Raw genomic sequence first — 18604 nt, 5'->3', positions numbered from 1 at the left:
AACGGCTCGGCGCGGCGCTGCGGGACCGCGGCTTCCGGGTCGTGGTGCCCCCGGCACGCCGCCAGATCAGCGCGAACCTCGTCAACGGCGAGGTCGCCCACTTCCTGCGGACCGCCCGGCGCGGTGAGACGGTGCTGATCTGCCTGAGCGGCCACGGACTGCACGCGGAGGGCCAGGACTACCTGATCCCCGAGGACCTGCACTCCGGGGTGGAGCCGCCCTGGTCGGGCTGCATCGCCATCGACTGGAGACGCGAGGTCGAGTGGCCCCCGGCGGGCCGGGTGCTGTTCCTGATCGACGCCTGCCGCAACGGCGTCCGGCAGGACTTCATGAGCGGCACCGTCGGCTGGGCCACTCGGGAGGCCCTGGTCGTCGCGGGCCGGCAGGTCGCCCACCTGTACGCCTGCTCGCCCGGCGAGTACGCGCGCTTCGTCGGCGCCGGCGAGCCCGGGCGGGGACCGGACGGCGGCTCGTTCAGCCTGTTCTCGCGCGCCGTCCTGGACGCGCTGCTCGCGCACGACGGGCCGCTGAACCTGGAGCAGCTGCGCGTCGACACCCAGGCCCGGATCCAGGAGTTCCACGAGCGGTACGGGAAGCAGGGGCGGCCGCAGCGCGTCCGGGTCCTCACCGATGTGGACCAGACGGCCTTCCTGGTCGCGGGGATGGAACCGCGCCGACCCCGCCGGGCGCCTACGCGTCCCACGCGCCCGGCGGGGTCGGCGCGGCGTCCGGGTAGTGGCGGCGGATCTCGGCCGGCTGGTCAGCGGGCGGTCAGTGAGTAGGCCGGCAGCGGCGTGTTGCCGTGGTGCGTCGCCAGGGACCGGAGCACGTCCCCCTGGCTCAGCACCAGCTCCCTCACGGCCTGCGGAAGCTGGGTCATCCGGTGCGCGTCGTCGAGCAGCGTCGTGCAGGCGTCCACCTCCCAGTCGCCGTCCTGGAGGGCGGTCGTGTCGACGGCCCGCGCCGGGGCGGGGTTCCAGCCCGTCGCCGCGAGGGTCCGCAGCAGGCTCTCGCGCGAGAAGGGCGTGCGCACGTTGTCCTCGCCCCGTGAGCCGCCCGCCTCGATCTGGCCTTGGACCAGGACGGCGAGCAGGTGGGGAAGTTGTCCGGCCGAACGGGGTTCGATGTCCCACTCGGCGAAGCACAGGTTCCGCGCCCAACGGCGGACCCGGACGAGGGTGGCCGCGAGCTGGTCCAGGGAGCCGAAGTACCAGGAGCAGTGCGCCAGGACCACGTGGTCGAACCCGCCGTCGGGGAAGGTGACCGCCTCGTCGAGGACGTCCAGGCCGAAGCGGAAGTCGATGCGGGACCCCAGCGGCGTCGCCTTGAGGTGTTCCGCCGACTGTCCCAGGGTGACCGGGGCGCCGTACGAGGGATCGGCGATGTCGACGGCGACCACCCGGCCCCGCGGGCCGACGGCCTCGGCGAGGACGGCCGTGGTGTCGCCCTGTCCGCAGCCGACCTCCAGGACCGACGCTCCGGCCGGGATGTCCCAGCCGGAGACGAGTGCGGACCGGTAGCGGGTCTGGGCCGGCTGGGTTCCGGGGGACACGTCGGCGGTGGCCATGGCGGCCGCGATCGAGGGTGCCTTCGCTGTCAGTTCGGCCGCGTTCACGGGATCCTCCCGGTACTGCCCTGCCGGGCCGTCCGTGGAACGGCACTGCTCCGAAGTCTTCGGGCGCAGGAAGCGAGGGCCTGGTCGGTTCGTTTGCGACGACAAACCGCAAGGCCCTCGCGACTGCACTCTACGGGGAGATCGATGACTGTCCCGCGGGAACCCGGAGGTGGGGCCCTCCGCCGAGGCTGACCGACGCCGAGCCGCTGACCCTGGCGCCGACGCAGGCCTGCTCGGCTTCGTCTCCGAAGCCCGGTGGCTCCGCCCGCCGAGTTCCCCTCCTGCTCGTCTAGAACGTCCCGAAGGTCGCCGGGCCCGTCGGGTGGTAGGTGTTCGCGGTGACGCCGGAGGGAGTGGTGCGGGTGCCGGCGAGGCGGAAGGCGGTGGGCGGGCCGGCGTCGGGGAAGAGGCGGTGGCCGGTGCCGAGCCGGACGGGGGCGGTGACCAGGTGGTACTCGTCGATGACGCCGTGCGGCATCAGGGCGCGGGCGAGGGCGCCGCTGCCGTGGATCTGGATCTCGGTGTCGCCCAGCCGGTCCTTGAGCGCGGCCACCTCTCCGGGCAGGCCGCCGGGGGCGGCGCCGGTCAGCACGGTGGTGTTGTGCCAGGACGGGTCGCGCAGGGTGGTCGAGGCGACGTACTTGGGCAGCGAGTTGAGCGGGACGGCGATCGGGTGCGCGGGGTCGGTCACCTTCGGCCAGTAGTCCGCGAAGATGTCGTACGTCCGGCGGCCGAGCAGGAAGGCGCCGGCGCGGCCGATCACGGCGGTCATCAGGGCGCCGAACTCCTCGTCGGCGAACGGGAACAGCCAGCCGCCGTGGGCGAAGCCGGAGTCGCGGTCCTCGTCCGGCCCGCCGGGTGCCTGCATCACGCCGTCGAGGGTCAGGAAGGTGGTCAGGAGAAGCTTGGCCATGAAGGGTCTCCCCGGTCGGCTGGGTCGGCTGCGGCCCCCGGGACCCAAGATCCCAGACGACCGCCCGCGCCGCCGTCGCGCCACGCCGGTGCGGCGGCGCCGGAGGGGTCTGGAAGAGTGCGGGGCATGAGACTTCGCTGCGCCGTACTCGACGACTTCCAGGGCGTCGCCACCACCATCGCCGACTGGTCGCCGATCGCCGACCGGGTGGAGGTGGTGGCGTTCCGCGAGCACCCCGCCTCCGAGGACGAACTCGTCGCCGCGGTCGCGGACTTCGACATCGTCGTGACCCTGCGCGAGCGGGTCGCCTTCCCGGCCGCGGTGTTCGCCCGGCTGCCCCGGCTGCGGCTGCTGGTCGCCTCGGGGATGCGGAACTCGGTGATCGACCACGCGGCCGCCCACGCGCACGGGGTGACGGTCTGCGGCACGGCCAGTTCGTCGACCCCGCCGGTGGAGCTGACCTGGGCGCTGCTGCTCGGGCTGGCCCGGGGGCTGGTCGAGGAGAGCACGGCGCTGCGCACCGGCGGGCCGTGGCAGAGCACGGTGGGCGCCGATCTGGCGGGGAGCCGGCTGGGGCTGCTCGGTCTCGGGAAGATCGGCGCCCGGGTGGCCCGGGTGGGGGTGGCGTTCGGGATGGACGTGGTGGCGTGGAGCCCGAACCTGACCGACGAGCGGGTGGCGGAGGCGGGGGAGGGGGTGCGCCGGGCCGGGTCGCTGGCGGAACTGCTGGGCGGGAGCGACTTCGTCTCCGTGCACCTGGCGCTCGGCGAGCGCACCCGGGGGCTGTTGGGCGCGCCGGAGCTGGCGCTGATGAAGCCGGAGGCGTACCTGGTCAACACCTCCCGGGCGGCGATCGTCGACCAGGACGCGTTGCTGGCCGCGCTCGCCGGGGGCCGGATCGCGGGGGCGGCGGTGGACGTGTTCGACCAGGAGCCGCTGCCGGCCGGCCACCCGATGCGCGGCGCGCCGCGGCTGCTGGCCACCCCGCACCTGGGGTACGTGTCGCGGGACAACTTCCGCCGCTACTACACCGAGGCGGTGGAGGACATCGCGGCGTTCCTGGCGGGCGCGCCGGTCCGCGTGCTGGGCTGACGGCCGAAGGCCCGTCGTCCTCCGGCCGGGACGACGGGCCGGGCGGGCGACGGGTCAGGCGACCGACACCGCGCTCCAGGCGGCGGCGACCGCCTTGTACTCGGTGCTGTTGAGGCCGTAGAGGTCCTTGGCGGCGTTCAGGGACGCGGTGCGCGCGCCCTTGTAGTCCGTGGTGGACGTCATGTAGACGGTCAGCGCGCGGTACCAGATGTTCGCGACCTTCTGGTTGCCGATGCCGGTGACCGCCGAGCCGTTGCAGGTCGGGCTGTTGTAGGTGACGCCGTTGACGGTCTTGGTGCCGCTGCCCTCGCTGGCCAGGTAGAACCAGTGGTTGCCGACGCCCGAGGAGTTGTGCACGTCGAGCTGGCCGACCTTGCGGCTCCAGCAGTCGGCGGAGCGGCCGTCCAGCGAGGGCTTGTCGAAGCGGCGCAGCCACGGCGGGGTGGACTGGTCGCTGAACAGGTAGTCGCCGGTGTCGACCGCGTTGCCGGCGTACCACTCGACCATGGTGCCGAAGATGTCCGAGGTGGCCTCGTTGAGGCCGCCGGACTCGCCGCTGTAGCGGAGGTTGGCGGTGGCGCTGGTGACGCCGTGGGTCATCTCGTGGCCCATGGTGTCGAGGTCGACCTGCTCGGGGTCGGTGGTGCCGTCGCCGTCGCCGGTCATCATGCAGAAGCAGCTGTCGGACCACTGGGCGTTGTCCCAGTTGGTGCCGACGTGCACGAAGACGGTGGCGCCCTTGCCGTCGTTCTTGATGCCGCTGCGGTTGAAGGTGTTCTTGTAGTAGTCGTACGTCCAGGCGGTGTTGGCGTGGGCGTCGACGGCGGCGGTGGCGCGGTCGGTGGAGAACTTCTTCCCGTCGCCCCAGACGTTGTCGGGGTCGGTGTAGAGGGTGCCCGAGTTCGCGTTGAGCGCGTTGGCGGAGACGTTGTGCGCGTCCTTGGTGACGTGGCCGCGCAGCGGGTCGATCAGCGCGTAGCCGCCGCTCTGGGCGGTGGTGTCGATGGTGATGTCGCCGGTGTACTCGGAGTGGCCGGTGCCGCTCGCCCGGTGCTCGGCATCGTAGGCCTCGATCTGCTCGCCGCTGGTGGCGTCGGTGACGACGACGCGGCCGGCCGGCTGGCCGTGGTCGCCGGTGCCCTGGACGGTGGTGCGCCAGGCCAGGCGCGGGGTGCCGTCGGCGGCCCAGACGACGAGCTCGGGGCTGCTGGTGGCGTCGCCGATGCCGGGGGCGGCCGCCAGCGCGCGGCCGGCGGTGAGCCGGGCGGGGACCGTGGGGACGATGCTGCGCACGGCGGCGTCGTGGGCGGCGGCGCGGGAGGAGTCCTTGAGCCGGCCGCGGGCGTCCTGGTGGACCACCAGGTCGCCGCCGACCACGGGGAGGCCGAGGTAGGTGCGGTCGAAGCGCACGTGCTGGGTGCCGTCGGCGTCGAGCACGACGTCCTTGACGACCAGGCTCTGACCATCGGTGAAGCCGAAGACCGTCGCGTTGCGGGCGACGTTGGTCCTGGCCCGCTCGATCGCGGCGTCACGGCCGGTGGGGGCGGCCGAGGCGGTGCCGGCGGTGACGGTGGCGGCGACGAGCGCGGCGGTGGCCGCTATGGCTCCGGCCGCGAGGCGGCGGCGAGAAGAGGAGGAGGGGCTCACTCTGACTCCAGTCGGGGTGCTGCGTGGTGCGGGGATGAGGGTTGCGAAGAGATTGACGGTGATCAGTCATCAAGGGCTAGAGCAACTGTCGGATTTTTGCCAAGTCGTGTCCTGTACTGATCAAAAGCTGATCAAGAGTGATCGGCCGTGAGCAGCCTGTTTACGCTCATGCCATGACGACGCCCCAGCTCCCGCCCCTCGACCTGCACTGGCGGGGCGAGTTCACCGACCGTGAGCTCGACGCCCTGCACGCCGCCGCCTTCGGCCACGCCGGCGGCTCCGCCGGCCCGCCCACGCCCTGGCGCGCCCGGCTGGAGCGCCACAGCCTGGGCTGGGTCTGCGCCCGCCCGGCCCCGGACGGCCCGCTGCTCGGCTTCGTCAACGTGCTCTGGGACGGCGGCGTGCACGCCTTCCTCCTCGACACCGCCGTCGACCCCGCCGTCCGGCGCGCCGGCCTCGGCACCCGGCTGGTCGCCGCGGCCGCCGACCACGCCCGCGCGGCCGGCTGCGACTGGCTGCACGTCGACTTCGAGCCCCACCTGCGCGGCTACTACCTCGACGCCTGCGGCTTCCGCCCCACCGATGCCGGCCTGCTCGCGCTCTGACCCCCCGCCTCCGACCCCCGCCACTGACCCCCCGCCACTGACCCCCCGCCTCCGGCCTCCGTCCCGTAGGCTCGCGGGATGGACGGATGGGTGGGGGCCTGGACCGGCGGGCGGCGCGCCGTGCACGTCGGCAACGTCGCCGACTTCAACGAGCAGTTCCTCGACGAGCACGGGCCGCTCCGGCAGGACGCCGACCGCCGGTCCCGCCGCCTGCGCCAGGCACACCACTACGCCGGCCTCGCCGTCGCCTACGGCCCCGACCCCGCCGCCCTGGTGCTGCCCGCCGAGGTCGACCGGGCCTGGATCGACCTGCTCGCCCGCGAACTCGACTGGGGCCCGGTCGAGTCGTACACCGGCATCGCCCCCGGCAGCACGCTGGCCCGCGCCCTCGCCGCCCGCCCCGCCCTGGCCGAACGGCTCGCCACCGCCCCCGGCCCGGTCCTGCACTGGGGCCGCACCGCCGACCTCGGCGACGGGCCGGAACTCGCGGCCGTGCGCCGGTACGAGTCCAAGGCCGCCGCCCACGACCTGTTCACCGCCCTCGCCCCCGGTCACCCCGGCGTCCGGGTGCCCCGGCAGGAGCCCGCCGACACCCCGCGCCGGGCCGCCCGCCGGCTGGCCGCCCGCGCCGCCCGGGGACTCACCACCGTGCTCAAGTCCCCGCACGGGGTGGGCGGTTACGGCACCGCCTTGGTCACCCCGCAGGAGCTGATCGCGGCCGGCGGCGCCCGGGCGCTGCTGCGCCGCCTGGTCCGTGCGGACGTGCTGCCGGCCGGCGGCGCGCTGCTGCTGGAGGAGTACATCGACGGCGGACCGGCCGGCACGGGCCGGCTGCGCGACCTCACCTTCGACGCGGTGATCGGCGCCGACGGGCGGGTGCACCCGGTCGGCGTCGGTGAGATGGCCGTCGACGGCACCCGCTACCAGGGTGTGACGGTCGGCCCGGGAGTGGTGCCGCCCGGGGTCGCGGCCGTCGCCGAACGGTTCGGGCTCGCGGTGGGGGAGCGGCTGGCGGCGGCCGGCCACCGCGGCTGGTACGACGTCGACTTCGTCACCGACCGGGAGCGCCGGCTCGCCCCGACCGAGGCCAACCTGCGGCTCACCGGCCCGGCGATCGCCTTCGTGCTGCGCCACCGCCTGGACCGGGTGCGCGGGCCCGGCCACCTGGTCCGCACCCTGGACGCCATGCCGCTCGGTGCCCGGCTCCCCCAGGAGGCGCTGTTCGGGCACCTGGCGCGGCTGCGCCCGCAGTGCGCGCGGCTCGGCGCGACGGTCCTGCCGCTGATCGTGACGGCCTCCTACGAGCCGGAACCCGCCGTCGGCCTGGCGCTCGCCGCACGGAGCACCGAGGCGCTGGACGCGGCGCAGGCCCTGCTCGGCTCGGCCCACCACGCGCTGGGCCGGATGTTCGAGGCCCTGCGCTGACCGGGCGCGGGCCGGCTCAGCCGGGCTCCTCCGGCTGCCGGACGAGGAAGCGGACCACGACCGCCGCCGCCACCATCAGCGCCACGTTGAACACGTAGACCAGCCCTACCTCGGTGGCCCACACCGTCCGGTCGGCGGTCCGGTACAGGTTGTCCTGCGGCCACCAGGCGGCCAGCAGCCAGACCACCGACAGGTGGGCGGCGAAGGTCAGGCCGGGCGGCCGCCCCAGGCGCCGGAGCAGTCCGTGGCCGGTGAACAGCCAGGCCGCGCCCAGCCCGAAGGACGCCCACTCGAAGAGGTACAGGAGGCGGAAGAACACGTCGTACGGCTCCGGAACCGCCGACACGTCCGTCGAGCCCGGCCACAGCCACCCGGTGGACAGCCAGGCGGCCACCGCGCACGGCACCGCCGCCGCCAGCAGCGCGCACCCCGGCTGCGACTCGGAGGCGAGCGAGCCCCCGCCACCGGCCGCCTTGCCCCGGTAGCCCTTCCCGGCGCCCGCCCGCCGGGGCGCGGCGTGGTCCGCCGGCGCGGGCAGCGGCAGTGCGCCGCGATCGAGCTTGCCGGCCCGGGTGCGCGGCAGTCCGGGCACCGGCACCACGGCCGCGGGCGCCTCGCCGTCCGGCAGGTCGGTGGCGAGGCGGACGGTGAGCGACCACCCGTCGGTGTCCGGTGCGCCCGGTCCGGTCACCGCGTAGCCGACCAGTTCCCGTCGCCCGGGTGCCACCTCCACCTCGGCGACGGCCGCCTCGCGCACCCCGGGCAGCGCGCGCAGCCGTGCCTCGGCCCGGACGGCGACCTGCACCCGTGCGGTCACGGAGCGGGCGGACACCGGCCCTTCGCGGTTCCCCAGCACGCTCGACGCCCGGGCGAGGAACCGCAGGGTGCCGTCCTCGGCGACGCGGCCGAGGTCGCCGGTGAGCAGCACCCGCCCGTCCGGGTCGAAGTCCGCCCGGGCGATCCGCCGCGCCGTCTCCTCGGGGCGGCCGAGGTAGCCGCGGCCGAGGCCCGGACCGGCGAGCGCGATCTCTCCGGTGGTGCCGCCCGGGACCGGCGTGCCGTCGGGGCCGAGCACGTACACCCGGGCGCCGGCGAACGGCACGCCCACCACCGACTCCGAGCCGCTGCCCGGCGGCCCGTCGAGGGTGCGGACCTCGTGGTACGTGCTGTCCACGGCGGCTTCGGCCAGCCCGTAGACGTGCACGACCCGGGTGGCCGGGCCGACCAGCCGCTGCAGCGCCAGGTGCTCGTCCGGCCACCACTTCTCGGCGCCGACGGTGAGCAGCCGCAGACCGGGCAGCCCCTCCGTCCCGCCGGCCGCGGAGAGGAGGGCGGTGAGGCGGCGCGCGGTGCGCACGTTCAGCTCCATCATGGTGATCCGCTCGGCGGCCACCAGCGCGGGCAGGTCGGCGACGTCGGCGCTGCGGTCCAGCGTCAGATTGCGCGGGGCGACCACGAGGGTGGCGCCCGAGCACAGCGCGCGCACCCAGTCGGCGGTGAAGACGTCGAACTCCAGGCTCGCCGTGCTCAGGACCCGGTCGGCGGGGGAGATGCCGTAGGCCTCGCGCCACCCGTGGTGGACGGCCAGCAGGTTGCGGTGCTCGACCACCGCGCAGCGGGGCGCGCCGGTGGTGCCCGAGGTGGTGAACACCACCGCCGCGTCCGCGGGCCCGACCGCCGCCGGGGGCGGCCCGGCGGGCAGCGCCGCCAGTTCGACGGCGGCCGAGTCCACGCAGACCAGCGTCCGGGCGCCGGCGTCGGTCAGCCGGATCCGGTGGACCTCCTCGGTGACGACCACGGCCGGCGCGGCCTGGTCGAGCACGTGCCGCAGCAGCGGGTCGGGCGCGCCCGGTTCCAGCGGCAGGTACGCGGCGCCGGTCTTGAGCACGGCGAGCAGGGCGACGTACACCTCGGTGCCCCGGCCGATCGCCACCGCCGCCCGCCCGCCGGGGCCGAGCCCGAGGCCGGCCAGGTGGCGGGCCAGCCGGTCGGCGCGGGCGTCCAGCTCGCCGTAGGCCAGTTCCCGCCCGGCCCACCGGACGGCGACCGCCCCGGGGGTGCGCCGCGCCTGCTCCTCGAACCGCCCGGGCAGCGTCCCGCCGCGTTCCGCTCCGGTGCCGACCGGTTCACCCGTCCCCGCCGTGCCGATCCCCGCCATGCCGTTCCCCTCCGATCCGTCCCCGACCCGGTCCGCAGCCGCACCCGCGGTCGCACCCGCATCCGGCCCGCACCGCTTCCACGCTCCGCCGCGCCGGCCCGGTTCCCCGATCCTGCCGCCAACTCCCGTGCGGGAAAAGGGGTGTGCGCCGGCGGTTCGGCCGCCGGGCGGTGTCCACCGCTCGGACACCCGGGCCGCCGTCCGGACGAACGGTTGTACTCTGCACGCGGACGGTCGGCGCCGGCCCGTCGGTCGCGGCGCCCTGTCCGTGACCCTTCCCGGCCCCGGACCCGTAGGAGGCCCGCCCGCATGAGCACGCCCGACCCGCGCACGCCCGCCGACCCGCCCGCCGCGGACCTCGCCGCGGACCCCGCCGCCGAGCCGCTGCTGCGCACCCGGGCCGTCGACGTCGTCCGCGACGGACGCCACCTGCTGCGCGGGATCGACCTCGCCATCCGCCCCGGCGAGCACTGGGCGCTGCTCGGCCCCAACGGCGCCGGCAAGTCCACCCTGCTCGCCCTGCTCGGCGCGGTCTCCCACCCCACCCGCGGCGAGGTGGACGTGCTCGGCCACCGGCTCGGCCGGGTCGACATCCGCGGACTGCGCGCCCACCTCGGCCACGTCAACCCGCGCCACCCGCTGCGCTCGCCGCTGACGGTGCGCGAGGTGGTGCTCACCGGCGTGACCAACACCATCGAGCCGGACCTGCACCGCAAGCCCGCCCCGGAGGAGCTGGACCGGGCCGAGCGGCTGATCGACACCCTCGGCATGGCGGCGGCCGCCGACTCCCCGTGGACCACGCTCTCGCAGGGGGAGCGGGGCCGGGCACTGATCGCCCGCGCGCTGATGCCCAGTCCGCGGCTGCTGCTGCTCGACGAGCCCGCCACCGGGCTGGACCTGACCGCCCGGGAGCTGCTGCTGGACAGCCTGGACCTGCTGCGCCAGGAGCACCCGGAGCTGGCCAGCGTGCTGGTCACCCACCACCTGGAGGAGCTGCCGGAGTCCACCACGCACGCGCTGCTGCTGCGCGGCGGGGAGACGGTGGCGGCCGGGCCGGTGGACGAGGTGATGACCACCGAGCTGGTGAGCGACACCTTCGGCCATCCGATCCGGATCACCCGGCACGAGGGCCGCTGGACCGCCCGGGCCGCCGCGCCCCGACGGTCCGGGCGGACCCCGGCGCTCTGACGGCGGACCGGTAGCAGAGAGGGGCGCGCACCGCCGGTGCGCGCCCCTTTACCACTTCTTTGCCATGATTGCCACGCCCATGTGCGCCCCCGGTGGCCGGAAATCGTCGGTGGACCGACGGTCGAGCGCCCGTCGGCCCCCTCTCACCTGCACCGTTTCGTAACCGACCCCGGTGTAGACGGCAAAATCCGATATCCCTAAGGTATGCCTTAGCTAAGTGGGTGGGGCGCCGTCGGCGCCATCGCTCCCACCCGTGCTCAGCCCTGCCCTGAACCACCCTGCCCTGACCGCTGGAGCCCGCATGTCCGCCCGTCGTTCCACCGCAGCCACGCTGCTCACCCTCGCCGTGGCGACCGCCGCACTGGCCGGCTGCTCGAAGAAGGACGACAAGACCGCGGCCGACGCCGTCAAGGTGAACGCCACCGACACGGCCTGCGAGGTCTCGAAGACCAGCTTCCCGGCCGGTCACGTCGTGCTCGACATCGCCAACAAGGGCTCGAAGGTCACCGAGGTCTACGTCTACGCCGAGGGCGACAAGATCGTCACCGAGCGCGAGAACATCGGCCCGGGCACCAAGGCGAGCATCACCGCCGAGATCAAGGCCGGCTCCTACGAGATCGCCTGCAAGCCGGGCATGGTCGGCGACGGCATCCGCCAGAAGATCACCGTCACCGGCGACGGCGGCTCGGCCGCCCCGGCCGACCCGCGGCTGACCGCCGCCGTCACCGCCTACCGCACCTACGCCCAGGAGCAGGCCGACCTCACCATCCCGGCCGTCGAGGCGTTCGCCGCCGCGATCAACGCCGGTGACGTGGAGAAGGCCAAGTCCCTCTACGCGCCGTCCCGCACGGGCTGGGAGCGCACCGAGCCGGTCGCCGAGAGCTTCGGCGACGTCGACCCCAAGACCGACGCCCGCGAGGACGGCCTGGAGCCGGGCCAGGAGTGGACCGGCTGGCACAAGCTGGAGAAGTCGCTGTGGGCCGACGGCGCCATCGGTGACGCCGAGAAGAAGCTCGCCGACCAGCTGGTCGCCGACCTGAAGGACTGGCAGAAGAAGATCCCCGAGGCGGAGATCACCGCGACCAGCATGGCCAACGGCGCCAAGGAGCTGCTGGACGAGGTCGCCACCGGCAAGGTCACGGGCGAGGAGGAGCGCTACAGCCACACCGACCTGGCCGACTTCGCCGCCAACGTCGAGGGCGCCAAGAAGGCCTACGAGCTGCTGAAGCCGGTCGCCTCGGAGAAGGACGCCGAGCTGGCCAGGACGCTGGACTCCGAGTTCGCCGCCATCGAGACCCTGCTCGCCAAGTACAAGCAGGCCGACGGCACCTACACCTCCTACGACAAGGTCGCCGAGACCGAGCGCAAGACCCTGTCCGACGCCGTCAACGCGCTGGCCGAGCCGCTGTCGAAGCTGGCCGCGGCGGTGGTCGCGAAGTAACGCCCGCCGCCCGGTGCGCCCGCCTGCGGCGCGCACCGGGCACCGTACCCGCGCACCGCACCCGCACCCCGCCGTGGCGGCCCACGAGGCCGCCACGGCATCCGTGAGTCCAGCACAGAGAAGGGCCCGCCCGCCGATGGACGCCGAGAACCAGCAGCAGAACGGGACGACGGCCGGCGACGGCACCGCCGCGGACGCCGCCGCCGAGACCGTCCCCGCGAGCCGCGCCGCGGTCAGCCGCCGCGCCGTGATCGGCTGGGCCGGGGCCGGGGTGGCCCTGGGCGCGGCCGGCGTCGGCTCGGTCGCCGCCGCCACCCGCCAGGACGACGACACCCCGGCCGCCCCGGCCGCGGCCACCGCCGACGTCCCCTTCTACGGCGACCACCAGTCCGGCATCGCCACCCCGGTCCAGGACCGGCTGCACTTCGCCGCCTTCGACGTCTCCGCGACCGCCACCCGCGACTCGCTGATCCGGATGCTGAAGGAGTGGACCAAGGCCGCCGCCGCGATGACCGGCGGCCGCGAGGTCGGCAGCGGCGCGGCCAGCGGCCTGCCGGAGGCGCCGCCGGACGACACCGGCGAGGCCCTGGGCCTGCCGGCCTCCCGGCTGACCCTCACCATCGGCTTCGGCCCGAGCCTGTTCGAGAAGGACGGCGTGGACCGCTTCGGCCTGACGGCCAAGCGCCCCGAGGCCCTGATCGACCTGCCCAGGTTCAAGGGCGACAACCTCGACCCGCAGCGCAGCGGCGGCGACCTGTGCGTCCAGGCCTGCGCCGACGACCCGCAGGTCGCCGTGCACGCGATCCGCAACCTGGCCCGGATCGGCATGGGCACCGTCAACATCCGCTGGTCGCAGCTGGGGTTCGGCAAGACCTCCTCGACCACCCCGGACGCCCAGACCCCGCGCAACATGATGGGGTTCAAGGACGGCACCCACAACATCGCCGGCACCGACACCGCCAAGCTGGCCGAGCACGTCTGGGTCGCCCCGGGCGAGGGCCCGGAGTGGATGACCGGCGGCTCCTACCTGGTCGCCCGCCGGATCCGGATGCACATCGAGACCTGGGACCGGGCCCCGCTCAAGGAGCAGGAGGACGTCTTCGGCCGCACCAAGGGCGAGGGCGCGCCGTACGGGCGGACCAAGGAGCACGACGACCCGGACCTCAAGGCGATGCCGGTCGACGCCCACGTCCGGCTGGCCCATCCGGACTCCAACGACGGCCAGATGATCCTGCGCCGCGGTTTCTCCTTCACCGACGGCACCGACGGCCTCGGCCGCCTGGACGCGGGCCTGTTCTTCCTGGCCTACCAGCGCGACAGCCGCAAGGCGTTCGTCCCGCTCCAGCAGCGGCTGGCGGCCTCGGACGCGCTGAACGAGTACATCCAGCACGTCGGTTCGGCCCACTTCGCCTGCCCCGCGGGCGTCCGCAAGCCCGGCGAGTGGTGGGGCCAGGCCCTCTTCGGCTGAGGCCGACCCCCCACCCGTCTCGCCCGTACCACCTCTTCACCCCCAGGGAGCCAGCGTGTTCGCCAACTACCTGATCGGCCTGCGCGAAGGACTCGAAGCCAGCCTGGTCGTCTGCATCCTGATCGCCTACCTCGTCAAGACCGGCCGCAAGGACCGGCTTCCCCCGGTCTGGATCGGCATCGGCGTCGCCGTCGGCCTCAGCCTGGCCTTCGGCGCCGTGCTGCAGTTCGGCTCCACCCAGCTCAGCTTCGAGGCCCAGGAGGCGCTCGGCGGCACGCTGTCGATCATCGCCGTCGGCCTGGTCACCTGGATGGTGTTCTGGATGCGCCGCACGGCCCGCCACCTGAAGGCCGAGCTGCACGGCAAGCTGGACGCGGCCCTCGCCATGGGCACCGGCGCGCTGGTGCTCACCGCCTTCCTGGCGGTGGGCCGCGAGGGCCTGGAGACCGCGCTGTTCATCTGGACCGCGGTGCAGGCCACCGAGGACGGCTACAACCCGATCATCGGCGCGGCGCTCGGCCTGCTGACCTCGGTGGTGCTGGGCTGGCTGTTCTACCGCGGCGCGCTGAGGATCAACCTGGCCAAGTTCTTCACCTGGACCGGCGCCATGCTGGTCGTGGTCGCCGCCGGTGTGCTCGCCTACGGCGTGCACGACCTCCAGGAGGCCGGCTGGCTGGGCGGCCTGCACAACCTCGCCTTCGACATCTCCTCCACCATCCCCAAGGACAGCTGGTACGGCACCCTGCTCAAGGGCGTCTTCAACTTCCAGCCGGACCCGACGGTCCTGCAGGTGGCGGTTTGGCTCCTGTACCTGGTGCCGACCCTGGCCTTCTTCTTCGGCGTGTTCGGCGGCCGTCCGGCGAAGCCGGTCGCCCCGAAGGCGGGCGAGGCCAAGTCGGCCGCCTGAGCGAACGGTTCACGCCGTCGCAGCACACCCCATCGCCCCGTCCGGCCACCGCCGGGCGGGGCGTTCCGCGTTCCCGGGCCGGTCGTCGGGCCCTGCTCCTGACGACCGGTCACAATGTTCACCTCCTGGATCTACCCGCGTAAACCCCCACGCCCCCATCCTGGTTGGCAGCCCGGGCCGGTTCCCGCCCGGGGGCTTTCCCCTGCCCTCCTCGACCCAGGAGTCCCCCGCATGTCCGCGATCTCCGCCATATCCGCGCCCCGCCGCGTGCCGGCCGCCGCCTTCGGCGCCCTGCTGCTCGCCCTCACCGCCCTGCTGACCGGCGCCGGCACCGCCCGGGCCGCCTTGCCGACCCCGGTCTCGGCCGCCACCGCCCGCGGCTACCTCGCCACCCTCGCGGTGGCCGCCGAGTCCCACACCACCACCTACGACCGCGCGCTCTTCCCGCACTGGATCACCATCTCCGGCACCTGCAACACCCGCGAGACGGTCCTCAAGCGCGACGGCGGCAACGTCGTCACGGATTCCAGCTGCGCCTCCGTCAGCGGCAGCTGGTTCTCGGTCTACGACAACGTGACCACGACCAGCGCGTCGAGCTTCGACATCGACCACCTGGTGCCGCTCGCCGAGGCCTGGCGCTCCGGCGCCTGGGCCTGGACCACCACCCAGCGCCAGGCCTTCGCCAACGACCTGACCCGCCCGCAGCTGGTCGCCGTCTCGGCGAGCTCCAACCGCTCCAAGGGCGACCAGGACCCGTCCACCTGGCTGCCGCAGGCCTCCTACCGCTGCACCTACGCCCGCGCCTGGGTCCAGGTGAAGTACTACTACGGCCTCTCCGTCGACAGCGCCGAGAAGAGTGCCCTCTCCTCGATCCTCAACGGCTGCTGAGGAAACGTTCGCTCACCGTGATGCACCGGCGCCCCACCGTCACCACGGGGGCGCCGGTGCGCCGTTGCCGCTCCCGCGCCGGCTGCGAACCGGCGGCCGGTTTCGCTGGGTATGCGGAGTGAATGGGCCTACGGTGGAGTAAGAGAACGTCTCGGCTTGGGAGCGTGGTCGAGATGAGCGGCAACGCCGCCGGCCGGCCCAGGTGGTACACCCGCACCTGGCACGCCGTACGGGAGATCATCGGATTACGACCTCCCCGATCGGCCTGGCGCGAGCGCGTGCTCGCCCGGATCGGGTACCTGCGCGTCCTGCTCGACCGCGAGACCTGCGCGACCCCGCCCGGCGTCGACACCGAGTGCCCCCGCCGCGTCCTGGTCGACGGCGCGCGCATCCGCCTCGACAACGCCGCCGCGGCCGCCGTCGAACGCTTCCACTGGCGGCGCCCGTGGTCCGGCGCCACCGCCCTGGAGGGCGCCTGGGCCAACGTCCGCGCCGCCGACGTCCTGCTGCTGGAACTCGTCCCCACCGCCCTGCTGCCCGACCGGGCCATCGACATCCTGGCGTTGGCCCGCAACCACCTCGGCCGCAAGGACCTGCGCACCGTCGCGCTCGCCAAGCGCGTCGGCTCCGCGAACATCGGGGAGCCCGACCGCAACCTGCTGATCCGCACCCTCGACGCCGCCTACGCGGCCCTGGACGCCGAGTACGCCCGGGTGCGCAGCCTGCGCAACATGCTCTGGGCCGCCACCCTGTGCGTCCTGGTGGGCGTGGCCGGGCTGGCCGTCTACGGCTGGTTCAACCCGACGTCGCTGAGCCTCTGCTTCAGCCCCGCGCCGCCGGCCACCCCCGAGCCCGGCGCGACCCGGCTGGTGGTCTGCCCGTCCGGCGAGTTCGTCTGGGGCACCAAGGGCGTCATCGCCGGCAACTACGCGACCAGCGGCGACATCATCACCGTCGAGGTGGCCGGCCTGGCCGGCGCCGCGCTCACCGTGATCGGCTCGCTGCGCCGGATCCAGGGCACCAGCGCGCCGTTCATGCTGCCGCTGGCGGCCGCCGCCCTCAAGTTCCCCACCGGCGCGCTCTCCGCGCTGATCGGCCTGCTGCTGATCCGCGGCGCGTTCGTCCCCGGCCTGAGCGATCTCGACAGCCGGGCCCAGGTGCTCGCCTGGGGCGTGGCCTTCGGCGCCGCGCAGCACCTGGTGACCCGGATGGTCGACGAACGGGCCCAGTCCACCCTGAAGGAGGTCGGGCGACCACCCGGCGGCGATGTCGCGCCGGAGGACGCCACCGGCGGAGCGGCGGCCCGCCCCGAGTCCTGAGCCATGGCGCCCGACAGCACGGCGCCCGCCGGGAGTGACCCCGGCGGGCGCCGTGTGTTCGGGCGGTGGGCGGTGGCTACTCGCTCTTGATGGCGCCCAGGATGTCCATCCGGGCCGCGCGGCGGGCCGGCCAGAGGGCGGCGAGCAGGCCGATCACGGCGGCGGCGGCCAGGAAGAAGGCGATCTTCCCGGGCGGGACCACCAGGCTGATGTTCTTGAACGAGTCCGCCAGGGTGCGGGTGCCGGCCCAGGCGGTGACGACGCCGAGCAGGATGCCGACCACACCGCCGAACAGCGCGATCATCAGCGACTCCAGCCGGACCATCCGGCTGATGCCGCTGCGGTCCAGGCCGATCGCCCGCAGCATGCCGATCTCCCGGCGGCGCTCGAACACCGACATCGCCATGGTGTTGATGACGCCCAGCACCGCGACCACCACGGACATGCCCAGCAGGCCGTACATGATGTTCAGCAGGGAGGTCACCAGCTGGCTGTTCTCCGCCTTGATGTCCTTCTCGCCCTTGACGCTGATCAGCGGGTTGCCGCCGGTGGCGTCGCGCAGCGCCTGCTTGAGCTCGGGGGTCGCGCCGTCGGCGCCCTTGACCAGGACCTTCGTCAGGCCGGAGCCGGCGGCGGCGTGCGCGCCGACCACCTGCTCGGGGGCGACGACCCCGGCGACCTCGGTGTTCTGCTCGACCAGGCCGCCGACGGTCAGGCTGCCGCGGCTGCCGTCGGGGTAGGTGATGTCGAGGGTGGAGCCGACCGCGAGGTCGTTGCGCTCGGCGTAGCCGGTGGTGGCGAGCAGCTTGCCCTGCTTGAGGGAGTCGGCGGCGCCGTCGGTGACCTTGAGGTCGACCAGCTGGTCGAAGGTGGTGGCGTCCACGGCGGTCAGCCGGGTGGTGTCGCCGTCGGCGACGGCCTTCACCGGCACCTCGCGTACCGTGCTGAGCATGGTGACCCCGGCCGTCCTGGCGATCTGGCCGGAGACCTCGGGGGAGAGCATGGAGAAGTTCTCCATGGCGACGGCGTAGTCGGCCTTCAGGTCGACCTCGGTGGCCTCGTCGACGGCCTTGTTCACCGAGGCGCCGACCACGGTCAGCGCGGTGATCAGGGTGACGCCGATGGTGAGCGCGGAGGCGGTGGCGGCGGTGCGGCGCGGGTTGCGCACGGCGTTCTCGCGGGCCAGCTTGCCCGGGGTGCCGAACAGCTTGCGCAGTACCGGGGCGAACAGCGCGATCACCGGGCGGGACAGCAGGGGGGTGAGCACGAAGACGCCGATCATCAGCGCGCCCGCGCCGAGGGCCACCACGTTGACCTCCTTGGCGGCCGCGCCGCCGAGCAGGCCGGCGACGCCGGCTGCGGCGAAGAACAGTCCGATGACGTTGCGCACCAGCAGGGACTTCTGGGTGGCGGGCTGTTCGGCCGAGCTCATCGCGGCGACCGGCGCGATCCGGGAGGCGCGCAGCGAGGGCAGCCAGGCGGCGAGCACGGTGACCACGGTGCCGACGACGACCGAGGCGATCACCGTGGACGGGGCGATCACCAGCGGGCCGGTGGGCATGCCGGTGTCCAGCGAGCCGATCACGGACTGCAGCCCGGCGGCGATGCCGATGCCGGCGACCAGGCCGCCCAGCGAGGCGGTCAGGCCGACCAGCACGGCCTCGGCCAGTACGGACAGGGTGATCTGCTTGCGGCTGGCGCCGACGGCGCGCAGCAGGGCGAGTTCCCTGGTGCGCTGGGCGACCAGCATGGTGAAGGTGTTGGCGATGATGAAGACGCCGACGAAGAGCGCGATGGCGGCGAACATCAGCAGGGCGGTGGACATGCCCTTGGTGCCGGCCTCGATCATCCGGTCCTGCTCGTCGGCGAGTTCGCGGCCGGTGCGGGCCTCGATGTCGTCGGAGGCGGGCAGGGTCTGCTGGACGGCGGCGAGCAGCG

The 18604-nt window shown here is 74.1% G+C and carries 14 protein-coding genes and 2 pseudogenes; 11 read left to right on the top strand and 5 right to left on the bottom strand.

Going from position 1 to position 18604, the window contains the following annotated elements:
- Nucleotides 1-14: 14 nt before the first annotated feature.
- Nucleotides 15-782 (top strand): annotated as a pseudogene (locus tag ABTX81_RS23925) (caspase family protein); the annotation flags it as partial.
- Here the strand turns inward: ABTX81_RS23925 and ABTX81_RS23920 are convergent.
- Complete coding sequence (locus ABTX81_RS23920; RefSeq protein ID WP_350549004.1) at nucleotides 761-1615, bottom strand: class I SAM-dependent methyltransferase; 855 nt, start codon at nucleotides 1613-1615, stop codon at nucleotides 761-763. The pseudogene ABTX81_RS23925 and the gene ABTX81_RS23920 overlap by 22 nt on opposite strands.
- An 80-nt stretch (nucleotides 1616-1695) precedes the next feature.
- On the opposite strand from ABTX81_RS23920, the pseudogene ABTX81_RS39710 reads away from it, so the two are divergent.
- Nucleotides 1696-1880, top strand: a pseudogene (locus ABTX81_RS39710) (IS982 family transposase); the annotation flags it as partial.
- A 24-nt stretch (nucleotides 1881-1904) separates the two neighbouring features.
- Here ABTX81_RS39710 and ABTX81_RS23915 read toward each other — a convergent pair.
- Nucleotides 1905-2528, bottom strand: coding sequence for a dihydrofolate reductase family protein (locus ABTX81_RS23915; protein WP_350549002.1), 624 nt, complete (start codon nucleotides 2526-2528; stop codon nucleotides 1905-1907).
- Nucleotides 2529-2654: 126 nt separating this feature from the next.
- On the opposite strand from ABTX81_RS23915, the gene ABTX81_RS23910 reads away from it, so the two are divergent.
- Nucleotides 2655-3620 (top strand): D-2-hydroxyacid dehydrogenase family protein, encoded by a 966-nt coding sequence (locus tag ABTX81_RS23910; protein WP_350549000.1) that lies wholly within the window; start codon nucleotides 2655-2657, stop codon nucleotides 3618-3620.
- A 54-nt stretch (nucleotides 3621-3674) separates the two neighbouring features.
- Here ABTX81_RS23910 and ABTX81_RS23905 read toward each other — a convergent pair whose 3' ends face one another.
- Nucleotides 3675-5267 carry a M4 family metallopeptidase gene (locus ABTX81_RS23905; RefSeq protein ID WP_350548998.1) on the bottom strand — a complete coding sequence of 531 codons (1593 nt, stop codon included), beginning with the start codon at nucleotides 5265-5267 and terminating at the stop codon, nucleotides 3675-3677.
- A 173-nt stretch (nucleotides 5268-5440) separates the two neighbouring features.
- Between ABTX81_RS23905 and ABTX81_RS23900 the strand changes: the two genes are divergently transcribed.
- Both ABTX81_RS23900 and ABTX81_RS23895 read left to right on the top strand, forming a co-directional pair.
- Entirely contained in the window at nucleotides 5441-5872 is a 432-nt protein-coding gene (locus ABTX81_RS23900) for a GNAT family N-acetyltransferase (protein WP_350548996.1), read from the top strand.
- Nucleotides 5873-5950: 78 nt separating this feature from the next.
- A complete protein-coding gene (locus ABTX81_RS23895; RefSeq protein WP_350548994.1) occupies nucleotides 5951-7297 on the top strand; it encodes an ATP-grasp domain-containing protein in 1347 nt (448 codons plus the stop codon).
- A gap of 16 nt (nucleotides 7298-7313) precedes the next feature.
- Here the strand turns inward: ABTX81_RS23895 and ABTX81_RS23890 are convergent, their stop codons facing one another.
- The gene (locus tag ABTX81_RS23890) at nucleotides 7314-9455 is read right to left on the bottom strand and encodes an AMP-binding protein (RefSeq protein WP_350548992.1); all 2142 of its coding nucleotides are present in this window, start codon (nucleotides 9453-9455) and stop codon (nucleotides 7314-7316) included.
- A 309-nt stretch (nucleotides 9456-9764) separates the two neighbouring features.
- Between ABTX81_RS23890 and ABTX81_RS23885 the strand changes: the two genes are divergently transcribed.
- The 6 genes from ABTX81_RS23885 to ABTX81_RS23860 all read left to right on the top strand — a co-directional run bounded on the left by ABTX81_RS23885 (nucleotide 9765) and on the right by ABTX81_RS23860 (nucleotide 16666).
- Complete coding sequence (locus ABTX81_RS23885) at nucleotides 9765-10643, top strand: ABC transporter ATP-binding protein (protein WP_350548990.1); 879 nt, start codon at nucleotides 9765-9767, stop codon at nucleotides 10641-10643.
- A 301-nt stretch (nucleotides 10644-10944) separates the two neighbouring features.
- The gene (efeO, locus tag ABTX81_RS23880; protein ID WP_350548988.1) at nucleotides 10945-12084 is read left to right on the top strand and encodes an iron uptake system protein EfeO; all 1140 of its coding nucleotides are present in this window, start codon (nucleotides 10945-10947) and stop codon (nucleotides 12082-12084) included.
- Nucleotides 12085-12220: 136 nt separating this feature from the next.
- Nucleotides 12221-13552: an iron uptake transporter deferrochelatase/peroxidase subunit gene (gene efeB, locus ABTX81_RS23875; RefSeq protein ID WP_350548986.1), complete on the top strand. Its 1332-nt coding sequence runs from the start codon at nucleotides 12221-12223 to the stop codon at nucleotides 13550-13552.
- A 55-nt stretch (nucleotides 13553-13607) separates the two neighbouring features.
- Nucleotides 13608-14459 (top strand): iron uptake transporter permease EfeU, encoded by an 852-nt coding sequence (gene efeU / locus ABTX81_RS23870; RefSeq protein WP_350548984.1) that lies wholly within the window; start codon nucleotides 13608-13610, stop codon nucleotides 14457-14459.
- Between the two features lie 231 nt (nucleotides 14460-14690).
- Nucleotides 14691-15347: an HNH endonuclease family protein gene (locus tag ABTX81_RS23865; RefSeq protein ID WP_350548982.1), complete on the top strand. Its 657-nt coding sequence runs from the start codon at nucleotides 14691-14693 to the stop codon at nucleotides 15345-15347.
- A 173-nt stretch (nucleotides 15348-15520) separates the two neighbouring features.
- Nucleotides 15521-16666 (top strand): hypothetical protein, encoded by a 1146-nt coding sequence (locus ABTX81_RS23860; protein WP_350548980.1) that lies wholly within the window; start codon nucleotides 15521-15523, stop codon nucleotides 16664-16666.
- A 76-nt stretch (nucleotides 16667-16742) separates the two neighbouring features.
- On the opposite strand, the gene ABTX81_RS23855 is transcribed toward ABTX81_RS23860, so the two are convergent.
- Nucleotides 16743-18604 (bottom strand): ABC transporter permease (locus tag ABTX81_RS23855; RefSeq protein WP_350548978.1); only part of this gene is annotated, 1862 nt, incomplete at its 5' end.

The sequence above is a fragment of the Kitasatospora sp. NPDC097605 genome (assembly GCF_040302725.1).
GTDB lineage: Bacteria > Actinomycetota > Actinomycetes > Streptomycetales > Streptomycetaceae > Kitasatospora.
This window is presented reverse-complemented; position numbering and strand designations above follow the sequence as displayed.

Excerpts from the sequence above, each read along its gene's own strand:
- ABTX81_RS23915 (WP_350549002.1), bottom strand. The coding sequence starts at position 2,528 with ATGGCCAAGCTTCTCCTGACCACCTTCCTGACCCTCGACGGCGTGATG.
- ABTX81_RS23910 (WP_350549000.1), top strand. The coding sequence starts at position 2,655 with ATGAGACTTCGCTGCGCCGTACTCGACGACTTCCAGGGCGTCGCCACC.
- ABTX81_RS23900 (WP_350548996.1), top strand. The coding sequence starts at position 5,441 with ATGACGACGCCCCAGCTCCCGCCCCTCGACCTGCACTGGCGGGGCGAG.
- ABTX81_RS23895 (WP_350548994.1), top strand. The coding sequence starts at position 5,951 with ATGGACGGATGGGTGGGGGCCTGGACCGGCGGGCGGCGCGCCGTGCAC.
- ABTX81_RS23890 (WP_350548992.1), bottom strand. The coding sequence starts at position 9,455 with ATGGCGGGGATCGGCACGGCGGGGACGGGTGAACCGGTCGGCACCGGA.
- ABTX81_RS23885 (WP_350548990.1), top strand. The coding sequence starts at position 9,765 with ATGAGCACGCCCGACCCGCGCACGCCCGCCGACCCGCCCGCCGCGGAC.
- efeO (WP_350548988.1), top strand. The coding sequence starts at position 10,945 with ATGTCCGCCCGTCGTTCCACCGCAGCCACGCTGCTCACCCTCGCCGTG.
- efeB (WP_350548986.1), top strand. The coding sequence starts at position 12,221 with ATGGACGCCGAGAACCAGCAGCAGAACGGGACGACGGCCGGCGACGGC.
- ABTX81_RS23865 (WP_350548982.1), top strand. The coding sequence starts at position 14,691 with ATGTCCGCGATCTCCGCCATATCCGCGCCCCGCCGCGTGCCGGCCGCC.
- ABTX81_RS23860 (WP_350548980.1), top strand. The coding sequence starts at position 15,521 with ATGAGCGGCAACGCCGCCGGCCGGCCCAGGTGGTACACCCGCACCTGG.